13 protein-coding genes are annotated in these 17702 nt (G+C 39.3%); 7 read left to right on the top strand and 6 right to left on the bottom strand.

Annotated features, from left to right (window positions below; translation table 11 throughout):
- Window positions 1-54: 54 nt before the first annotated feature.
- Window positions 55-1656, bottom strand: coding sequence for a gliding motility lipoprotein GldJ (gene gldJ / locus IW22_RS17690; RefSeq protein WP_034728996.1), 1602 nt, complete (start codon window positions 1654-1656; stop codon window positions 55-57).
- 164 nt (window positions 1657-1820) lie between these two features.
- Between gldJ and porU the strand changes: the two genes are divergently transcribed.
- From porU to IW22_RS17675, 3 genes are all read left to right on the top strand, one after another.
- Window positions 1821-5723, top strand: a complete 3903-nt coding sequence (porU, locus tag IW22_RS17685; protein WP_034728994.1) for a type IX secretion system sortase PorU — start codon at window positions 1821-1823, stop codon at window positions 5721-5723.
- Between the two features lie 60 nt (window positions 5724-5783).
- Complete coding sequence (gene porV, locus IW22_RS17680; protein WP_034728992.1) at window positions 5784-6947, top strand: type IX secretion system outer membrane channel protein PorV; 1164 nt, start codon at window positions 5784-5786, stop codon at window positions 6945-6947.
- A gap of 759 nt (window positions 6948-7706) precedes the next feature.
- The gene (locus IW22_RS17675; protein WP_034728990.1) at window positions 7707-9971 is read left to right on the top strand and encodes an FUSC family protein; all 2265 of its coding nucleotides are present in this window, start codon (window positions 7707-7709) and stop codon (window positions 9969-9971) included.
- Here IW22_RS17675 and IW22_RS17670 read toward each other — a convergent pair.
- Together IW22_RS17670 and IW22_RS17665 are read right to left on the bottom strand one after the other, a co-directional pair.
- Window positions 9952-10566 carry a 4'-phosphopantetheinyl transferase superfamily protein gene (locus tag IW22_RS17670; RefSeq protein WP_034728988.1) on the bottom strand — a complete coding sequence of 205 codons (615 nt, stop codon included), beginning with the start codon at window positions 10564-10566 and terminating at the stop codon, window positions 9952-9954. The two genes, IW22_RS17675 and IW22_RS17670, sit on opposite strands and share 20 nt — an antisense overlap.
- A 203-nt stretch (window positions 10567-10769) precedes the next feature.
- Window positions 10770-11300: a HugZ family protein gene (locus tag IW22_RS17665; RefSeq protein WP_034728986.1), complete on the bottom strand. Its 531-nt coding sequence runs from the start codon at window positions 11298-11300 to the stop codon at window positions 10770-10772.
- A gap of 166 nt (window positions 11301-11466) precedes the next feature.
- Between IW22_RS17665 and ahcY the strand changes: the two genes are divergently transcribed.
- Both ahcY and yiaA read left to right on the top strand, forming a co-directional pair.
- Entirely contained in the window at window positions 11467-12780 is a 1314-nt protein-coding gene (gene ahcY, locus IW22_RS17660) for an adenosylhomocysteinase (RefSeq protein ID WP_034728983.1), read from the top strand.
- 400 nt (window positions 12781-13180) lie between these two features.
- The gene (yiaA, locus tag IW22_RS17655) at window positions 13181-13573 is read left to right on the top strand and encodes an inner membrane protein YiaA (RefSeq protein WP_034728978.1); all 393 of its coding nucleotides are present in this window, start codon (window positions 13181-13183) and stop codon (window positions 13571-13573) included.
- A gap of 128 nt (window positions 13574-13701) precedes the next feature.
- Here yiaA and purE read toward each other — a convergent pair whose 3' ends face one another.
- Together purE and IW22_RS17645 are read right to left on the bottom strand one after the other, a co-directional pair.
- A complete protein-coding gene (gene purE / locus IW22_RS17650; RefSeq protein ID WP_034728975.1) occupies window positions 13702-14205 on the bottom strand; it encodes a 5-(carboxyamino)imidazole ribonucleotide mutase in 504 nt (167 codons plus the stop codon).
- 61 nt (window positions 14206-14266) lie between these two features.
- Complete coding sequence (locus tag IW22_RS17645; RefSeq protein ID WP_034728973.1) at window positions 14267-15097, bottom strand: AraC family transcriptional regulator; 831 nt, start codon at window positions 15095-15097, stop codon at window positions 14267-14269.
- An 86-nt stretch (window positions 15098-15183) separates the two neighbouring features.
- On the opposite strand from IW22_RS17645, the gene IW22_RS17640 reads away from it, so the two are divergent.
- Window positions 15184-16188: a zinc-dependent alcohol dehydrogenase family protein gene (locus IW22_RS17640; RefSeq protein WP_034728970.1), complete on the top strand. Its 1005-nt coding sequence runs from the start codon at window positions 15184-15186 to the stop codon at window positions 16186-16188.
- Between the two features lie 98 nt (window positions 16189-16286).
- Here the strand turns inward: IW22_RS17640 and IW22_RS24455 are convergent, their stop codons facing one another.
- Window positions 16287-16424, bottom strand: a complete 138-nt coding sequence (locus IW22_RS24455; protein WP_165571901.1) for a hypothetical protein — start codon at window positions 16422-16424, stop codon at window positions 16287-16289.
- 5 nt (window positions 16425-16429) lie between these two features.
- Between IW22_RS24455 and IW22_RS17635 the strand changes: the two genes are divergently transcribed.
- Window positions 16430-17338, top strand: a complete 909-nt coding sequence (locus IW22_RS17635; protein ID WP_034728967.1) for a DMT family transporter — start codon at window positions 16430-16432, stop codon at window positions 17336-17338.
- Window positions 17339-17702: the final 364 nt, after the last annotated feature.

Raw genomic sequence — 17702 nt, 5'->3', positions numbered from 1 at the left:
AATAAAAAAACCTTCCGGAAATCCGGAAGGTTTTTTATAAGTATTTTGATAATATTATCTTCTAGTTCTGCTCTTATCGCTAGCTCTAGCATCCTGTGCAACACGGAAGCCGATCCATCCGTAAGCTTTGCCCTGGTTTTTGTATCTTCTTTGTCCCGGATCCAACCAATAGGCTGTATCCTGCCAAGAACCACCTTTTACAACTCTTACGTCGTTAGACATTGCTGAAGTTCTGTCTTTAGTATCTTTCATCATTTTCACTCTTCCTCCTGCATCTACTACAAATCTCTTTTGAGGAGAGTTGTACATATCATAAGAAGCAGCTGAATCTGAAGCTCTGTAGTATTCTAAAGAAGACTGTCTGTCTCCATCTCTGTAATTTCTGTAGTCAGCGATAGTTTCTCTTTCAAACTGTCCAGGAAGTCCTCTGTAGACTAATCTTCCGTCGGCTAACGTATCATACTTGATCGTTCCTTCGTCGATCATTTTGTAAGTTCCGTCACCGTTTCTTACAACAGCCTGAGGCATGTTTCCTCTGTAGTAGTTGAAATCACTGAAATCTTCATCGATGATAGGTCTGTAAACGTCAGCCGTCCATTCAGAAACGTTTCCGTACATACCGTAGATTCCAAGGTCGTTAGATGGGTATTGTCTTACATCTGCAGTTTGAGCAGATCCGTCATTTTTCCATCCTGCGATACCTGAATAGTCACCTGTACCCATTTTGAAGTTTTCAAGGAACATTCCTTTATCTCTTCCTTTAGTACCTCTTAACTTTTCAATTTCAGGTTTTTTACCTTTGTATTGGTTATATTCTCTGTTCTTAGCCATACCAAGAGCTGCATATTCCCATTCTACTTCGGTAGGAAGTCTGAACTTCTGAACCATTGAAGAGTTTGGTGCTCTGTTTGCAGAAAGAAGTCTCTGGTTGGTTGTTTTCATACCAGATTTTTGCTGCATTCTTTTCTCGTTGATATATCCCTGCATTTCCGGATCATTCGCTTTGAATTTATCCATGTTGAATGCTGTTCCTCCTTGGTTATTGGATTCGTTGATATACAAATCTTTCGCAATAACTCCGGCCTGCATCAAAGCTTTTTCATTTGCTCTGTCTGTAAGCCATTCACAATATCTGTTAGCCTGAGTCCAGGAAACTCCTACTACCGGGTAGTAATCGAATTCTGGCGAACGCAGATAAGTTTCATTATAATCGTTTCTAGCGAGTTTATTATCCCATAAAAGAGTATCTGGCAAAGCGCCGTTATAGATCTCCTTGAAGCTAGGATCACTAGGTGGAAATACGTACTTCAACCATGTAAGGTATTCGCGGTATTCGTAGTTAGTAATTTCTGTTTCTCCGATGAAGAATGAACTCACCTGCATTCTGCGCGGTGTGTTATTCCAATCATGCATAACATCATCTTTCACTAATCCCATTGTAAAAGTTCCACCTTCTACATATACCATTCCTGGCCACCCCTTCTGTTTTTGTTGCTTTCCTGCAAAAAACCAACCTTGTTTTTCGTTTGGTTTCCAACCCGTCTTGCTGACAAATTTTTTAGTACCGCCTCCTTTGCTGGTCCCGGATCCGCCACAGCTGGTTAATGCAAGTGTAGAACTTAATGCTATTAATGAAAACAACTTTAGTTTTTTCATAGTCGATATAAATATTTTCAAAGTACAAAGAAAAAATAAATTATTCAATAAATCAAGTAAACATTTGATTTTTTTGAAAAACGTTAACAAATTAATTTTATTGTATCACAATTTAATTCTAAAATTTTCATTTTATTTGTAATTCGGAAATTTCAATAATAAACATGAAACAAAAAATCACCTTTTTATTACTATTCTCTTTTGTATCAACACTTTGGGCCCAGAGAAAAGCCATAGAATGGGAAGGCTCTAAAATCCTGGATTTTGGTGACACAAAATTAAATCTTCCAAATTTCAAAAACGAAGGTTTTTCGTTCAGCCAAAATAACGTTTTTATCATCACCAAACAAAAAATAGGAGAAAAGCAACTGAAAGTTTCTGATCTCGCCTGGGAAAGTGTTTCGAATAAAGATCTCTATGATCTGGACAAAGGAAGACTGCCTGAATTTGAAGTGGCAGATGTTGCGTATTATACGCTGGAGGGAGAAAGATATGCCAGCATCAGCGTGTCTTTATTTAAAAATGTAAAAGGACGTGTCCTGAGACTTTCTTCATTTAACATTTCTGAAACTTCGGCTCCCAACAATTTCAGATCAGGAAACGCCAACAAAGTGGGAACGACGAACAACCCTCTTTCGAGCGGCGGTTTTTATAAAATAAAAGTAGACAGATCCGGTATATTTAAAATTACAGCACAGTTTTTAAGAGATAACGGGATCAATCCAGCTTCTGTAAATCCGAAAAATTTCAGAATTTACGGAAATGGTGGGGTTATGCTTCCTGAATACAATCAGGATACCAAGTACGGTGCACTTCAGGAAAATGCAATCCAGGTTGTGGGTGAAGAAGACAATGTTTGGAATGACGGTGACTATGCTCTGTTTTACGCTCAGGGTCCCAACGGATACAATCTTTATGACCGTTCCAACGGAAGCGGCTATAAAAGAACCGATACCCGAAACGACATGAGTAATAATCTCAAAAATATTTATGAAGATTTTTCTTATTACTTTATCAATTTCGACAAAGGTCCCGGCAAAAGAGTACAGCCTGTGGATGCCAATCTTCCGGCAGGAAATTTAATTACGAGGTATGATAATTACCAGGTGATCAACAATGATCAGAAAAATCTTTTAAAGGTAGGAAGAATCTGGGTGGAAGATGCACCGTTTACAACGGACAAGGCAGTTACTTTCACTACCAACTCTCCGATTCAGGGTGGTGATGTCATCAGATACAGAACTCAGGTAGTAGGATACAGAGCCCAGCAGAACACGATGGAGTTTAAGATCAATAATGTGAATCCAACACCTCCGTTGCCCGTTCCTTCCAATACGGCATCATACGCCTATGATTTCTACCAGATGAAATATGATGGTACAATATCTAATCTGAACGGAAACCAGATCACCATTAACTACAAACCCAATATTTCAACAAACCCGAACGGAGCATTTTACTTTGATTATGCTGAAGTGCAATACAAAGATAATTTAGCATTCAACGGTTCTCAGATGAGCTTCAGAGATTTCTCTATTGCCAGCGGATCCAATACGAATTATGGATTTGGGGTTTCCAATGCAACCAACCTTGAGCAGGTATGGGATGTGACTGATATTACAAATGCTAATAGAAGAATCAATAAAGCAGGTGCCGGAAGTTTTAATTTCGGTTATATCGCTGCTGATCCTAACTTCAATAATGAGTTTGTGGCTTTCAGAGCTGATGCGGCTTATAATCCTCAGTTTGTAGAAAGAATTGCCAACCAGAATCTTTCTGCCCTGCAGAATGTAGACTACCTGATCCTTACCGTTCCTGAAATGATGGGACAGGCACAAAAACTGGCCAGCTACCATCAGACGAAAAACAATTATACCGTAGAAATCGTAGACCCAACTAAAATCTACAATGAGTTCGGAAGCGGAAGCAGGGACCTTACAGCCATCAGAGATTTTGTAACTAAACTCAATACCGGCGGAAGACTTAAATATGTATTTATTTTAGGGGATGCTTCATTTGATTATAAAAACAGAATCTCCGGTAATTCCAATATTGTAACCAGCTACCAAAGCGAGCAGTCTGCAGATTTTGTAGGATCTTACGTGACGGATGACTATATTGTAATGACACAGCCACAGACCACGGCTTTCATTGAAAATAACCTTCCGGATGTTCCCGTAGGAAGAATTCCGGCAGCTAATGTAACGGAAGCAGGTAATATGATGAACAAAACGCTCGCTTATTATAATGCTCTTCCGGGGCAGTCCTCTCCTTTCGGAGAATGGCGTATGAAAGTAGACTTTGTAGTGGATGACGATCAGGATGGCGGAAGTCCGTTCCACAATGTAATGAATGCGACCCTTGAAAGTGTTTTCGAACAGCCGGGACAGCTTGACCTGAAAGAATATAACGTAAGAAAACTATATCTGGATGCATTCCCGGCTCAAAGTACGGCAGCGGGACAGAGGTATCCGCAAGTGACTCAGGCGATCTCCAATGATATCGGAAACAGTCTTTATCTTTTCTATTTCGGACATGGAGGAATCAACGGATGGGCACAGGAGAGAGTACTGACCAGTACAGAGATCCAAAACTCCAACAACTTCTCCAATGTGTACAGCAGATTTCCATTCGTATCCACTATTACGTGTGAATTTACATTATGGGATGAGCCGGGTACTTCTTCTGCAGGAGAACAGTTTATTAAATTAAAACAGGGAGGTGCTGCTGCTATGATTACATCCAGCCGTGCCATTGGGGTAGATTACGGACGCCTCTTTACAGATACCTTTACAAAGAATATTTTCAAGCTGACCAACGATGATTTTGAAACGTTAGGATATGCCCATTTACTTGCTAAAAAACAAAAAGGCCCAAGTATTGACCACCTGAAAGTAAATTTCCTTGGTGATCCTGCGATGAAGCTGAGCAGACCTCAGAGAAATCTTGTAATTGATAATATCGAGTCTCCGGTTCCGGGACTGATCAGAGGACTGGACTTTATTAAAGTAAAAGGACACGTCAACAATCCAAACGGAACACTTAATTCGACTTTCAACGGAAGAGTTTCCATCCACATTTTTGATAAGAGATTAAATAAAAAGACCCTTAATAATGACGGAGTATTAACTCCTGTTTTAGATTATACAGAAGAAGGAAGTGCTATCGTTAAAGCTTCCGGAACAGCAGTAAACGGAGTATTCACTGTGGAATTCTATGTTCCTAAAGATATCAACTATGCTGTAGGACAGGGAAGAATATTAGGATATGCAGATAACAAAGGAGCAGATGTATTTAATAATCAGGCTGTACAGGTAGGAGATATCAACCCGAACGGAATCAATGATAACGAACCGCCTAAAGTAAAACTGTATATGAACAACACCAACTTTGCAGATGGTGGTATCACGAATCAGAATCCAATGTTATTAGCATGTGTTACGGATGATACCGGGATCAACTCTACGGGATCCGGTGTAGGTCACGACATCACGGTTTATCTGGATGGGCAGATCATCAATACGGTTGTTCTGAATGACTTCTTTGCTTCCGGTGAAGGAAACGGATGTCTGAGCCCCAGTCTTGCCGACTATCAAAAAGGAAATGTAACGTATCCTTTCAGAAACCTTGCTATAGGACAACACCAATTAACATTTAAAGTTTGGGACATAAACAATAATTCTACAAGTGCTACGTTAAACTTTGAAGTTAAGGATGAAGCAGATCAGCATCTTGTCATCAACAGACCCCTGAACTGGCCGAATCCGTTTACCAATAAAACGTATGTACAGTTTGAGCATAACTGTGATGATATTTTAGATGTGAATGTTCAAATCTATACGATAACAGGAAAATTAGTAAAAACATTATCTCAGCCGGTAGTCGCAGAACCGTTCCTACAGGGCTTTAGAACGCCACGTCAGGCAATAGAATGGGACGGAAGAGATGATTTTGGGGCAACTGTTGCAAAAGGTACGTATATTTTTAAGATATTTGCAAAAAGTCAAAATCAAGAAAAATGCAAAGGAAGTGCTACAGCTGTAGAAAAAATGGTACTTTTGAAATAAATTAAATAATACATAGATAATAATATTTATAAAAAACTGATAATATATAAAAGACAACATATGAATTTAACTACTAAACTGCTTTTGGGATTTGGTTTAAGTGCTGGTTTTTTAGGCTATTCGCAAGATTTAAGTAAGATAAATCCAGTATTGACCGGAGCTCCTTTTCTAAGAATTGCACCAGATGCAAGATCTGGAGGTATGGGAGATCAAGGGGTGGTAACTTCACCGGATGCATTTTCACAATTCTGGAATGCTGCAAAATATCCTTTTAGCAGAACAAGTTCTTCCGTAGGTCTTAACTATACACCGTATATGGGGAAACTTACCAATGATGTATTTTTACTATATGGTGCATTCCATAAATTCTTAGGACAGGAAGAAAGATCTACGATCTCTGCCAGTATCTATTATTTCAATATGGGTGAAGTAGATCTTACTCAGTTAGTAGGTTCAGAGGTAACTTCTATGGGTACATCCAAACCTAATGAATTCTCCATCGACGTAGCTTACGGTCTGAAACTTTCTGATTCTTACTCCATGGCCGTTACCGGGAGATTCATCCGTTCAGACTTAGCCGGAGGTTTCAACACAGACACTACGCTTAAAGCTGCGAACTCATTTGCAGTAGACGTTTCCGGATACTATACTTCGCCAAGATTTTCAAGTTTCGGAGGATATGACGGAAAAGTGAACGCAGGTTTTGCCGTTCAGAACTTAGGTCCTAAATTAGACTATACAGGAAATGAAGAATCCAGATCTTACTTGCCTACTATGGCAAGATTAGGACTTGGATACGATATGTATTTAGATGATATGAACAAGATCGGTATCAGCTTTGAAGGTTCTAAGATTTTGGTTCCGGGATCTGAGTATGTGGGTATAGATCCTAACACAAGACAGCCAAGATATGAAATCCCTAACGTAGGGCCTATCGCCGGGATTGGAAAATCGTTCAAAAACAAAAACTCTGTCATGATGAGTGGCGCTTTGGAATATTCTTATGACAATGCATTTGCAGTAAGAACAGGTTACTTCCACGAAAGCGAAGAGCAGGGAGCAAGACAATTCGCTACAGCAGGTATCGGATTGAAATACCGTTCTTTCGGACTTGATATTTCTTATCTGATCAATATGTCAAAAATCAATACTGCTTTGGATAACACCATTCGTTTCGGTCTTACCTGGAACATCGGTGACGAAACATCTAACGTAGATAATTAAGATATTATACCTCAAATCAAAAGCCTCATTTTTATGGGGCTTTTTTTGTAAAATATAATTGGTCAATGGTGAATTAGCTGCGCTGTCAATTGGCTTCGCCGTGAATTTTACAACCCGTCTCACAAAGATTTACCATTCACAATAATCGTCAATGAGCTGCACTGTCAATTTGTTTTGCCGTGAATATTGTAACCCCGTCTTACACAAATTCACTATTCACCTGCGAAGCAAATTCACCATTCACGATTTCACACCAAATATTCCAATCAAAAGAAACCCAATCCTCTATTCCCAAATTCACCCTTCACTTGCGAAGCAAAATTCACTATTCACTATCTCACGCCAAATAGTTCAATCAAAAGAAACCCATTCCTCTATTCCCAAATTCACCATTCACTTGCGAAGCAAAATTCACTATTCACTATCTCACGCCAAATAGTTCAATCAAAAGAAACCCATTCCTCTATTCCCAAATTCACCATTCACTTGCGAAGCAAAATTCACTATTCACTATCTCACGCCAAATATTCCAATCAAAAGAAGCCCAGTCCTCTATTCCCAAATTCACCATTCACTTGCGAAGCAAAATTCACCATTCACTATCTCACGCCAAATAGTTCAATTCTTCATCCCCAATTCGTCATAAGCACAACCATTCAAATTGCCAATTGACAAATGATTACAGAAATATAATATATAAGTTTGCAAAAGTCTCATTTTTATAAGGCTTTTCTTGTTTTCAATAATTATTTTTGTAATATGAACTATTCAGCAGAACTCAAAAAATTCGTTACCAGCCAATATGTATATTCTGCCATCAGAATTACGCTGGCAACTGTTCTGCCCTGTTTAGTCCTCGCCCACTTCGGGATTCTCAAAGAATACTTCCTCTTCCCTCTTGGAACCAGCTTTGTAGCACTTTGTGATCAGCCGGGACCTTTTATCAGAAGAAGAAACGCGCTGACATTCGCGATTTTCTGTTTTGTCTTCGTGGCACTTATTGCCAGTATGGTCATGAACTTTAAAGTGCTGGTCATTCTGGAGATCATTGTATTCGGGATGTTTTTCTCGCTTATCGGGGTCTACGGACAGAGACTTGCTGCTGTGGGATCACTATCTCTGGTTGTGCTCGCGATCTTTATCGATGGCCATCTTACAGGGGGCAATATTTTCAAAAGTCTCCTGATTTTCGCATGTGGCTGTATCTGGTTTTTATTGATTTTCCTTGTGGTTACCACCATCCAACCATATAAACTGGCGGGGCAGATGATCGGGGAAAATTATCTCCAGCTTGCAGAATTTTTAAAGATCAAAGCCAATTATTATCAGAAGAATCCGGACTTCGACAGACTGACCATCCAGGTTATTGCCAAACAGGTAGGAATCAAAAACCTTCAGGAAGAAACCAGGGAAACCGTTTTCAAGACCAGAACCATCGTCAACGAATCTACGACGACCAGCCGACTGTTGATGCTGATGTTCCTGAATTCTATGGACCTTCATGAAAAACTGATGACCTCCGAAAGCGATTATCAGAAGCTGCAGCAGAGTTTTGAAGACAGTATGATTCTCGTGAACATCCATGACTATCTAAACCTTCTTGCTGAAGAAATCACCAATATCGGAATCGCACTTCAGAGTGGAACCAGAGCAAAACCTATGTTTGATCTGGAGCTTGAACTGAAAAACCTAAACTACCATTATTTCGAACTCCGCAATAAGCAGATGAGTCCCGGCAATCTGGAAAATTTCATGATCCTCCGTCAGATTCTGATGCGCATCAACGAGATTACCAAAGAGATCAACGAGATCTATAAAGTATTTTCCCAGGATGTAAAACTGGCGAAAAGTCTTTCCACGGGTCTGGATTTAAAAAAATTCATGCCTAATGAGGAGAAACTTAATTTTAAAGTTTTAAGGAATAATATTTCGCTTTCGTCCTCTCATTTCAGACATGCCATAAGAATTACCACAGCACTGCTGGTGGGATATATTTTCTCTATGTTTGATCTTTTGGGACTGGGACACACCTATTGGATTTTGATCACGATTGTCGCGATATTGAAACCCGCCTACTCCATTACAAAAAAAAGAAACCTTCTCCGTTTGTATGGAACCATTGCAGGCGCAGTCATAGCGTATACGATCCTTCATTTTATTCATATCAATGGTATTTTATTTACCATCCTTCTGCTGAGTATGATCATGTGTTTCAGTTTTCTGAAAGGTCGTTATTTTTGGGCAGTTCTGTTTATGACCATCTATATATTTCTGAGTTTTAATTTTTTAAATCCCGGAAATGTCAACGTGATCTTCAAAGACAGAATCATTGATACGTTCATCGCCGGAGTGATCGCTTTTGCTGTATCTTATATTGTCCTGCCGGTATGGGAACATACTCAGAATCTTGATCTGATGAAAAAGTCTGCGGCAGACAACCTCATCTATTTCGAAAGTGTTATTTCAAAATTTCTGGAAGGAAAATTTGACATTGAAGATTATAAAGTCAAGAGAAAAAATGCCATCATTTCGCTGGCCAACCTTTCCGATAATTTCCAGAGAATGATTTCTGAACCGAAAAACCAACAGAAGAAACTGGAAGTCGTGCATCAGTTTGTGGCCACGTCACACCTGATTACAGCATATACCGCCTCGCTTTCCCAATACTCTAAAAACGATGAAAAGTATCCTGAAATAGATGCTGAAAGCTGGAGCAGAAAGATAGAAGCAGAAATGCAGCAGACCTCCGTTTTGCTACACGGAAACGAGATCAATGAAGCTTTAAGAATGGAAAGCCGTCTGGAACCGGAAGATTCCTCTATTGAAGATATGCTTTCAAAAAGAAAAACGGAAATCGAGGAAAACGACCTCATCGATCGCAGAGATCCTGATAAAATTTCACATTTAACAGAGCTTAAGAATATCCATGATATCCTGGAACTCATCTACGACGTTGCTAAAGAGCAGAGAAAAGTGATCGAAAAATACAGAAGCGAAGAAGATCCTATTCCTCCACAATCGTAAAACAGTAGTCGTCAAAAAATTCCACTCTCGCTTTGAACTCGTCTGAAAACTGTTCATCATAGACCCTGCAGCTTATTTTATGAAGATGTTTAAGCTCAAAAGGTTTCACTTCATAATTCTTTTTCAGGGACCAGTATTTTGAATGATGGATTTTGTACATACTTTCTTTTACACTCCATATAATCGTATAGAAGGCTGCTTCATTATCTTTAGGGATGAATCCTCTTTCGTTTTCGTAGGTGAATTTATCGATAACCCTTAAGATTTTGGGGTTGAATTTCTCAATATCAATCCCTATTTTATTTTTGGAAACCGCAATGGCGGCAAAAGGAAACGAATGCGTGATAGAAATTTCAGCATCTTTGGGCGAAAGGAAAGGCTCTCTTTCTTTGTATAAAATTTTGGAATGAGGTTTTAAACTTTTCAGAAGTTTGCGCACCATCAGTACCTCCTGCAGTTTTTTCGGATGATAGTCTTTTACCTTTTCGGCATTTTCCGGTTCCAGAAGCTCGTGGATATCAAGTTCTTCACTTTCGTCATATTTCCATACAAGAATGGTGGCAGTATCATCAGAAAAATCGCGGTAAAGAGGCATTATTTTTTTATTCGATAAAAGTAGTAAAAAGATGTGGAAGATGAAAGAAGAAGGGAGAGGGAAGCGCGAAGATGGAAGTTAGTGTTCGTTTGCCCATTAACTTTTAAAGTTTTGATGACAAAGTATCTATTAAAAAAATATTCTTCTTTAATTAACCGTTATAAACTTCGATCACCCCGCTTCCTTCTCCCATTCTTAATATATTACTTCGACTGATGATTCACATCATTTCTGTGCTCAAGAATCTCAAGATTTTCATCTACAAAATAAGCACTTCCGAATCCATTTACATAAGAACCTTTTACCGGCTGCAAAGCGATTAAGATGAAATCCTGCATTTCAGCAATAACATCCACCACTTTTCCGTGTGTTTCTTTCAATTTGGTTACAACGGTGTTCCAGATTTCAGAATCTCTTTCAATCTGTGAAGTTGCCGCTTCAATTGTTAAACGCTCACGTGCATAGATCTGTTTGGTCGCAGATTCATCTTCAATGAACATAACTGAGGTTTTTCTTCCGTCAGCAAGGTTCTTTGTATGTTTAGCCATGAAAGAAACCAAGATGTATAAGGTATTGTCTACCTGTACAAAAGGTGCGTAGCTTGAATTAGGAGTTCCTTCCGCATCTACTGTAGCCAAAATCACACTTTTGGTACGTTCTATCAGTTCTTTTACTTTTGGCGCTACCGGTTTTGCTTTTCTGTTAGCTTCTTCCTGGGTATTGGTATGATTCATAGTATAAAATTTTATCCCACAAAAATAGTTATTTAGATTAAGACTAAATAATTTTTACCCATGTATAATCTCATAAAAGCCAACTTGATCTGCCGTTTTTTTATCTAAATTATTAATTGTAATTTTGCGTTTCGTTATCAACTGAATTTAAATTTATTCATTACATATGAGTACTACAACACAATACGTTCCTTACAAAGTGAAGGACATATCCCTAGCAGAATGGGGAAGAAAAGAAATTACCCTTGCAGAAGCAGAAATGCCAGGTTTGATGTCTATCCGTGAAGAATACGGACCGTCTCAGCCATTAAAAGGGGCAAGAATTGCCGGATGTCTTCACATGACGATCCAAACGGCTGTGCTTATCGAGACTTTGGTAGCTTTAGGAGCTGAAGTTACATGGTCTTCTTGTAATATTTTCTCTACACAGGATCACGCTGCTGCTGCTATTGCTGCTGCAGGAATTCCGGTTTATGCCTGGAAAGGTCTGAACGAGGAAGAATTTGACTGGTGTATTGAGCAGACTTTATTCTTTGGTGAAGACAGAAAACCATTGAATATGATCCTTGATGATGGTGGAGATTTAACGAATATGGTTTTCGATAAATACCCTGAATTCACAAAAGATATCAAAGGACTTTCTGAAGAAACCACTACAGGGGTACACAGACTGTACGAAAGAATGAAGAACGGAACTTTAGTAATGCCTGCTATCAACGTAAACGATTCAGTAACTAAATCCAAGTTCGACAACAAATACGGATGTAAAGAATCTGCAGTAGATGCTGTAAGAAGAGCTACAGACCTTATGCTTGCAGGAAAAAGAGTCGTAGTTTGCGGATACGGAGACGTAGGTAAAGGTACTGCTGCATCTTTCAGAGGAGCTGGTTCTATCGTTACCGTTACTGAAATTGACCCGATCTGTGCGCTTCAGGCTGCAATGGACGGTTATGAAGTAAAAAGACTGGATACTGTTGTAGACAACGCTGATATCGTGATCACAACTACCGGTAACTTCAACATTGTAAGAGGAGAGCATTTCCTTAAAATGAAAGATAAAGCGGTTGTTTGTAACATCGGTCACTTCGATAATGAAATCGATATGGCTTGGTTAAACAAAAACTACGGTCAGACGAAATCTGAAGTGAAGCCACAGGTAGATATCTACACCATCGAAGGTAAAGAAGTAATTATCCTTGCTGAAGGTAGACTGGTAAACTTAGGTTGTGCAACAGGACACCCAAGTTTTGTAATGTCTAACTCTTTCTCTAACCAGACTCTGGCTCAGATCGAACTTTGGACAAACTCTGCTGCTTACGGAAACGAAGTATATATGCTTCCTAAGCATTTAGATGAAAAAGTAGCTGCTTTACACCTTAAAAAATTAAGCGTTGAACTGGAAACTCTTTCTCCGGAACAGGCTGAATACATCGGTGTAGACGCAAAAGGGCCATTCAAGCCTGAATACTACAGATACTAAGATTTTTAAATCATATATCATAAAAGACTTTTCAGGTTTCTGGAAAGTCTTTTTCTTTTTGTGGCCAGTTCAGCATATTCCTTGCCCATTTTTTCAGAAGCTGTTTCCCGCTATCCGCTCATACTCCTCGCCCCAAAGCCTAACCCTTGCTGCTGTGGGGTAACCGCTGCTATCGGGGCTAGGGAAAAAATGATGAATTTTGATTATAGATTATGGATCATCATCCTAATAGAAATTCAATAGGAGCGGACTTTAGTCCGCTTCTACTATAAAACAAAATCACCCGGCTTTAGCCAAAACTTAAAGTGAATAAGATATCTGTTCCGGGTTTTCCCCTTTTGGCAGATCTATATTTATAAAAAATGAATATATTAGCCCTCTCAAATAAAACAGAAAATACATGAAAAAACAAAGAGTATCGAATGCATTCGTAGCCGCGTCTTGGGTAGCATTGGGAGCAGGAATGATCGGTTTCATCGTAGGCCTTGCCAGAGCTGAAATGCTGTTGAATGAAAAAGGATATTATTTCACCATCCTTTTGTATGGTCTTTTTGCCGTAGTTTCTCTGCAGAAAGCGGTTCGTGACAGGCTCGAGAATATTCCGGTGACGGATATTTATTACGGGATCTGTTGGTTCGCAACCCTTTCCTCCATTGTATTGCTGGCTATAGGACTTTGGAATGCCACTATACTTCCGAGTGAAAAAGGATTCTATGCATTTGCATTTCTCCTCGCTCTTTTCGGAGCTATTTCCGTTCAGAAAAATACACGGGACAATATGGCCCAGGAATAAAACTAACATAAGAACGCTTCAATAACCGAAGCGTTTTTTGATCTCATTTTTAAAAATATCAGGAAGTATCATATAAAGCTGCGGCCCCATCTTCGATGAGGCCGCAGCTCTATATGATCAATATCTTATTACAAATCAAAATGATTCGGATGCTTTGATTTGATATCATCCACTGTTCCCAGCACTTTATCTTTCAAGGAATCCTGATACTTCTGAAGGTTTTCTGCCACAGCATCATCGGAACTTCCTAGAATCTTTACCGCCAAAATTCCCGCATTCAGCGCTCCGTTTAAAGCAACCGTTGCCACAGGAATTCCCCCCGGCATCTGAAGGATAGACAGTACGGAATCCCAGCCGTCAATAGAATTGCTAGACAAAATCGGAACTCCGATTACCGGTAAAGTCGTGCAGCTCGCTACCATTCCCGGAAGGTGTGCAGCTCCTCCCGCTCCTGCGATGATCACTTTCAAACCTCTTTCTTTCGCCGTTTTAGCATAGTCAAACATCCTTTCCGGCGTTCTGTGCGCTGAAACTACCGTCAGTTCGTATGGAATATCGAGGCTTTTCAAAAAATTTGCAGCCTGTTCCATGATCGGCAGATCGCTCTGGCTGCCCATAATAATTCCTACCATCTTCAATTTTTATTAGATCTTCAAAGATAAAGAATAAAAGTCTTTTTTTAAAATCGCAGGTCTATTCATTCCTGAACGCGGAAGGTGACAGTCCTTTCTGTTTTTTGAAAAAGCGGTTCAGATGGCTTTTATCCGTAAATCCGAATTCAAAAGCAATTTCACTGATGCGCATATCACTGTATTTTAAACGGTTTTCAATAAGCCCTATCTTATATTGGGCGGCATATTCATTTAAAGTTTTTCCGGTATTATTTTTAAAATAGCGCCCGACATAGGTTTTAGAAATCCCAAACATACTGCTGATATGCTCCCCTGTCAGTTTTTTAGGATCATAAATATGTCCGTGCACATACTGAATGATATCTGCCGCCTTATGATCGGTCATTTCATTCACTTCTACAATATCTTCCTTCATCAGGTTCTGCGCAACACTTGTAAGAACACTCTGCACTAACAGTTGAATCATTTCACCAGTGTACAGATTCTTACTTTTCATTTCAATCATCAGGTTTTCCATCAGATTTTTAATCATCTTTTCACTGTCTAAACCTTTGATTACCGGTCCCTGAAAAGTATGATTGGAAAACGTCTGTTCAAGCCGCTTCAGGAAAGTCGATGTCATATCTTTGGTCTGCAGGAATACTTTATTGAATCTTATAAAAAACAGCTGAGTCTTTGTTCTGAAAGTAAAATGGTGTGAATCTTCGGGAACAAGCAGAAAAAGATTTCCGGGCTTGTAAGGAAATTCGTTTCCGTTAATATCCTGTATTCCCGTTCCTGAAACAATATACACCAGTTCAAAAAAGCTGACACTGTGTCCTCCTCTCGGACAGACATCCATTGGTTCTTTCAAATCCAGTTCAAACGGTTGGTGAATAAAATCTTTTTTCATGACAATATTATACCCTTATATCATGTAAAAATACAACATTTCAAACCTCTAAAGTACAGAACTTTGTATGATCAAAAAAGAAAATAATGAAATCAGACGACAACACAACAATGAAAGCCCTTATCACAGAAGACTTCGGAAAACCTTTTGTCATGAAGGATATTGATCTGCCTAAACCAAAAGACTACCAGGTTTTAATTAAAATAAAAGCTGCCGGACTGAATCCTTTAGACCTTAAAATAAAAAACGGTCACGCTGCTCACGCACAAGTTAACCTGCCTGCAGTACTCGGAATTGATATGTCTGGAATTGTCGTAGAAACAGGGAAAAACGTCCATGATTTTAAAGTGGGTGACGAAGTTTTCGGAATGGTAGGTGGCATCGGTGGTCATCAGGGAACTTTAGCAGAATACATTACGGCTAATGCTGAGCATATCAGTTTAAAACCCAAAAATATTTCATTTCAGGAAGCTGCCGCAATCCCTTTGATATTCATTACAGCCTGGGAAGCACTCGTAGATCAGATCAATATTCAACCCGATCAAATAGTCTTGATTCATGGAGGAGCCGGAGGTGTAGGCCATATAGCAATACAAATCGCTGTGGCAAAAGGAGCAAAAGTGTACACAACGGTAAAACCAGACCGTTCGGGACAGATCAGAAAATATGGTGCTGAACCTATTGACTACACCACTTTATCCGTTGATCAGTATCTACAGCAATATACTAACGGATCAGGCTTCGATGCAGTCGTTGACACGGTTGGAGGCAGCGTGCTGGATGATTCCTTTCTTGCCGTAAAACAATATATGGGACATGTGGCAAGTATTCTCGGATGGAGTACACACAGCCTTGCTCCCCTGTCTTTCAGAAATGCAAAATATTCCGGAGTTTTCACGCTTTATCCTCTTTTATCAGGAGAACGAAAAAAACATCACGGAGATATTTTAAAAAAAGCCGCCCTTCTTCTGGAAACCGGAAAAGTAAAAGTTCAGCTGCATCCCCAATCCTATTCATTGGAGCAGGCAGATGAGGCCTACTCATTGTTGGAAAGCGGAAAAGCATCAGGGAAAATAGTGATTTGCTGTTGAAAGTAAGGAAGAAGGAGGCTGGAAGATGGAAGTTATTGAGTTTAAGAGGACAACTATACCTCACTCTATTTTCAATTACTTTATAAGAACTGTAGTCATCAAAAGACCACCAGTACCTTCCAGCCTCCCTCTTCCCTCTCCCATCCCATTTCTCCATCTGTATCAGCTAAAATCACATAAACTGTACCCATCCGGTTCATTTCAGAACAGGTATATTTGTCTGTTATACGATACATTCACCTTGAAAGATTACAAACTTCTTTTTGCCGTTCTCACCGTTGCCATGGTCTGGGGAACTACATTTTTAGCGATACGTGTTGCCGTGGAAACTATTCCGGCATGGTTCGTAGCGGGAATCCGTCAGTTTTTGGCAGCATTGATCATGCTTGTGGTACTTCTTTCAAGAAAAGAGTTTAAATGGATCGGCTGGAAAAATCTAGGCTATCAGATTGTTTTTGCTTCTCTGATGCTGATCGTGGCGAACGGAATGACGACAGTAGCTGAGGAAACCGTATCCAGCAGCCTGGCTTCATTAATCAGTGCCTGTTCCCCGATTCTGGTATTCCTGGGAAGTCTGGCAGTTGGTCTTCAAAAGTTCAGTTTCAGAGCGCTGGCTGGTGTTCTGCTGTGTTTCAGCGGCATCCTTTTTATTTTCTGGGATGGCATACAGGATCTTGCCAATCCGGAGTACAGAATGGGAATGATCTTTCTTTTCTGTGCCATAGCAGGGTGGGCTTCAGGAACTATTTTCACCAAGAAACTCAATATACAAAGTGGTAATATCACGCTGAACCTGTTTTATCAGTTCCTGTTTGCAGGTGTAGTACAGATTATTTTTGCTTTCCTGTTTTCAGAAAATTATAACTTTGGAAACTGGTCTTTAAAAAGTATTTCAGCAATGATCTATCTGGCTGTTTTCGGTTCTGTCGCAGCATTTTTTGCGTTCCATTATGCTTTAACCAAAATATCTCCTGTGCAGGTTTCCATACTTGCCTATGTGAATACCATTATCGCCATATTTCTGGGCTGGCTGATTATGGATGAAAAAATTTCTCTTAAATTTATCCTTGCAGCTGCCATGATCATCTGTGGGGTTTTTATTATTAATTATAAACCGGAAATGTTTAGAAGACAGAAGGTCGAAGCTTAGATGTCAAAATGCAACGATGATTATTTTCAACCACAAAATGTACAAAAGTTTTTTTAACACTTTAGTTAATCAAAGCTGGCAATAAAATCGCGTAGAAGAGCAAATAAGTTTTCCAAAAATCTAAGATTTTTATATTGACAAAACAACAGAAAATATCTCAATCATCTGTGTTCCTCCGCGAAATCCATGGAAAATAAATAATAACCACAAAAGATGCAAAAGTTTTTAAACACTATAGTTATTTTTAAGTTAAATGTATTGAGTATAAAAAGAACACCTAAGATTTAAAAAATCAGAGATTTTCATGGATAAAATTTGAACCATTAAGATTGGAATTAAGTTTTTAAGATCATTAAGGAAGCTT

The sequence above is a fragment of the Chryseobacterium sp. JM1 genome (assembly GCF_000737715.1).
Taxonomy (GTDB): domain Bacteria; phylum Bacteroidota; class Bacteroidia; order Flavobacteriales; family Weeksellaceae; genus Chryseobacterium.
Note: the sequence above shows the minus strand (reverse complement) of the source record. Positions and strands in the feature narration are given on the sequence as shown.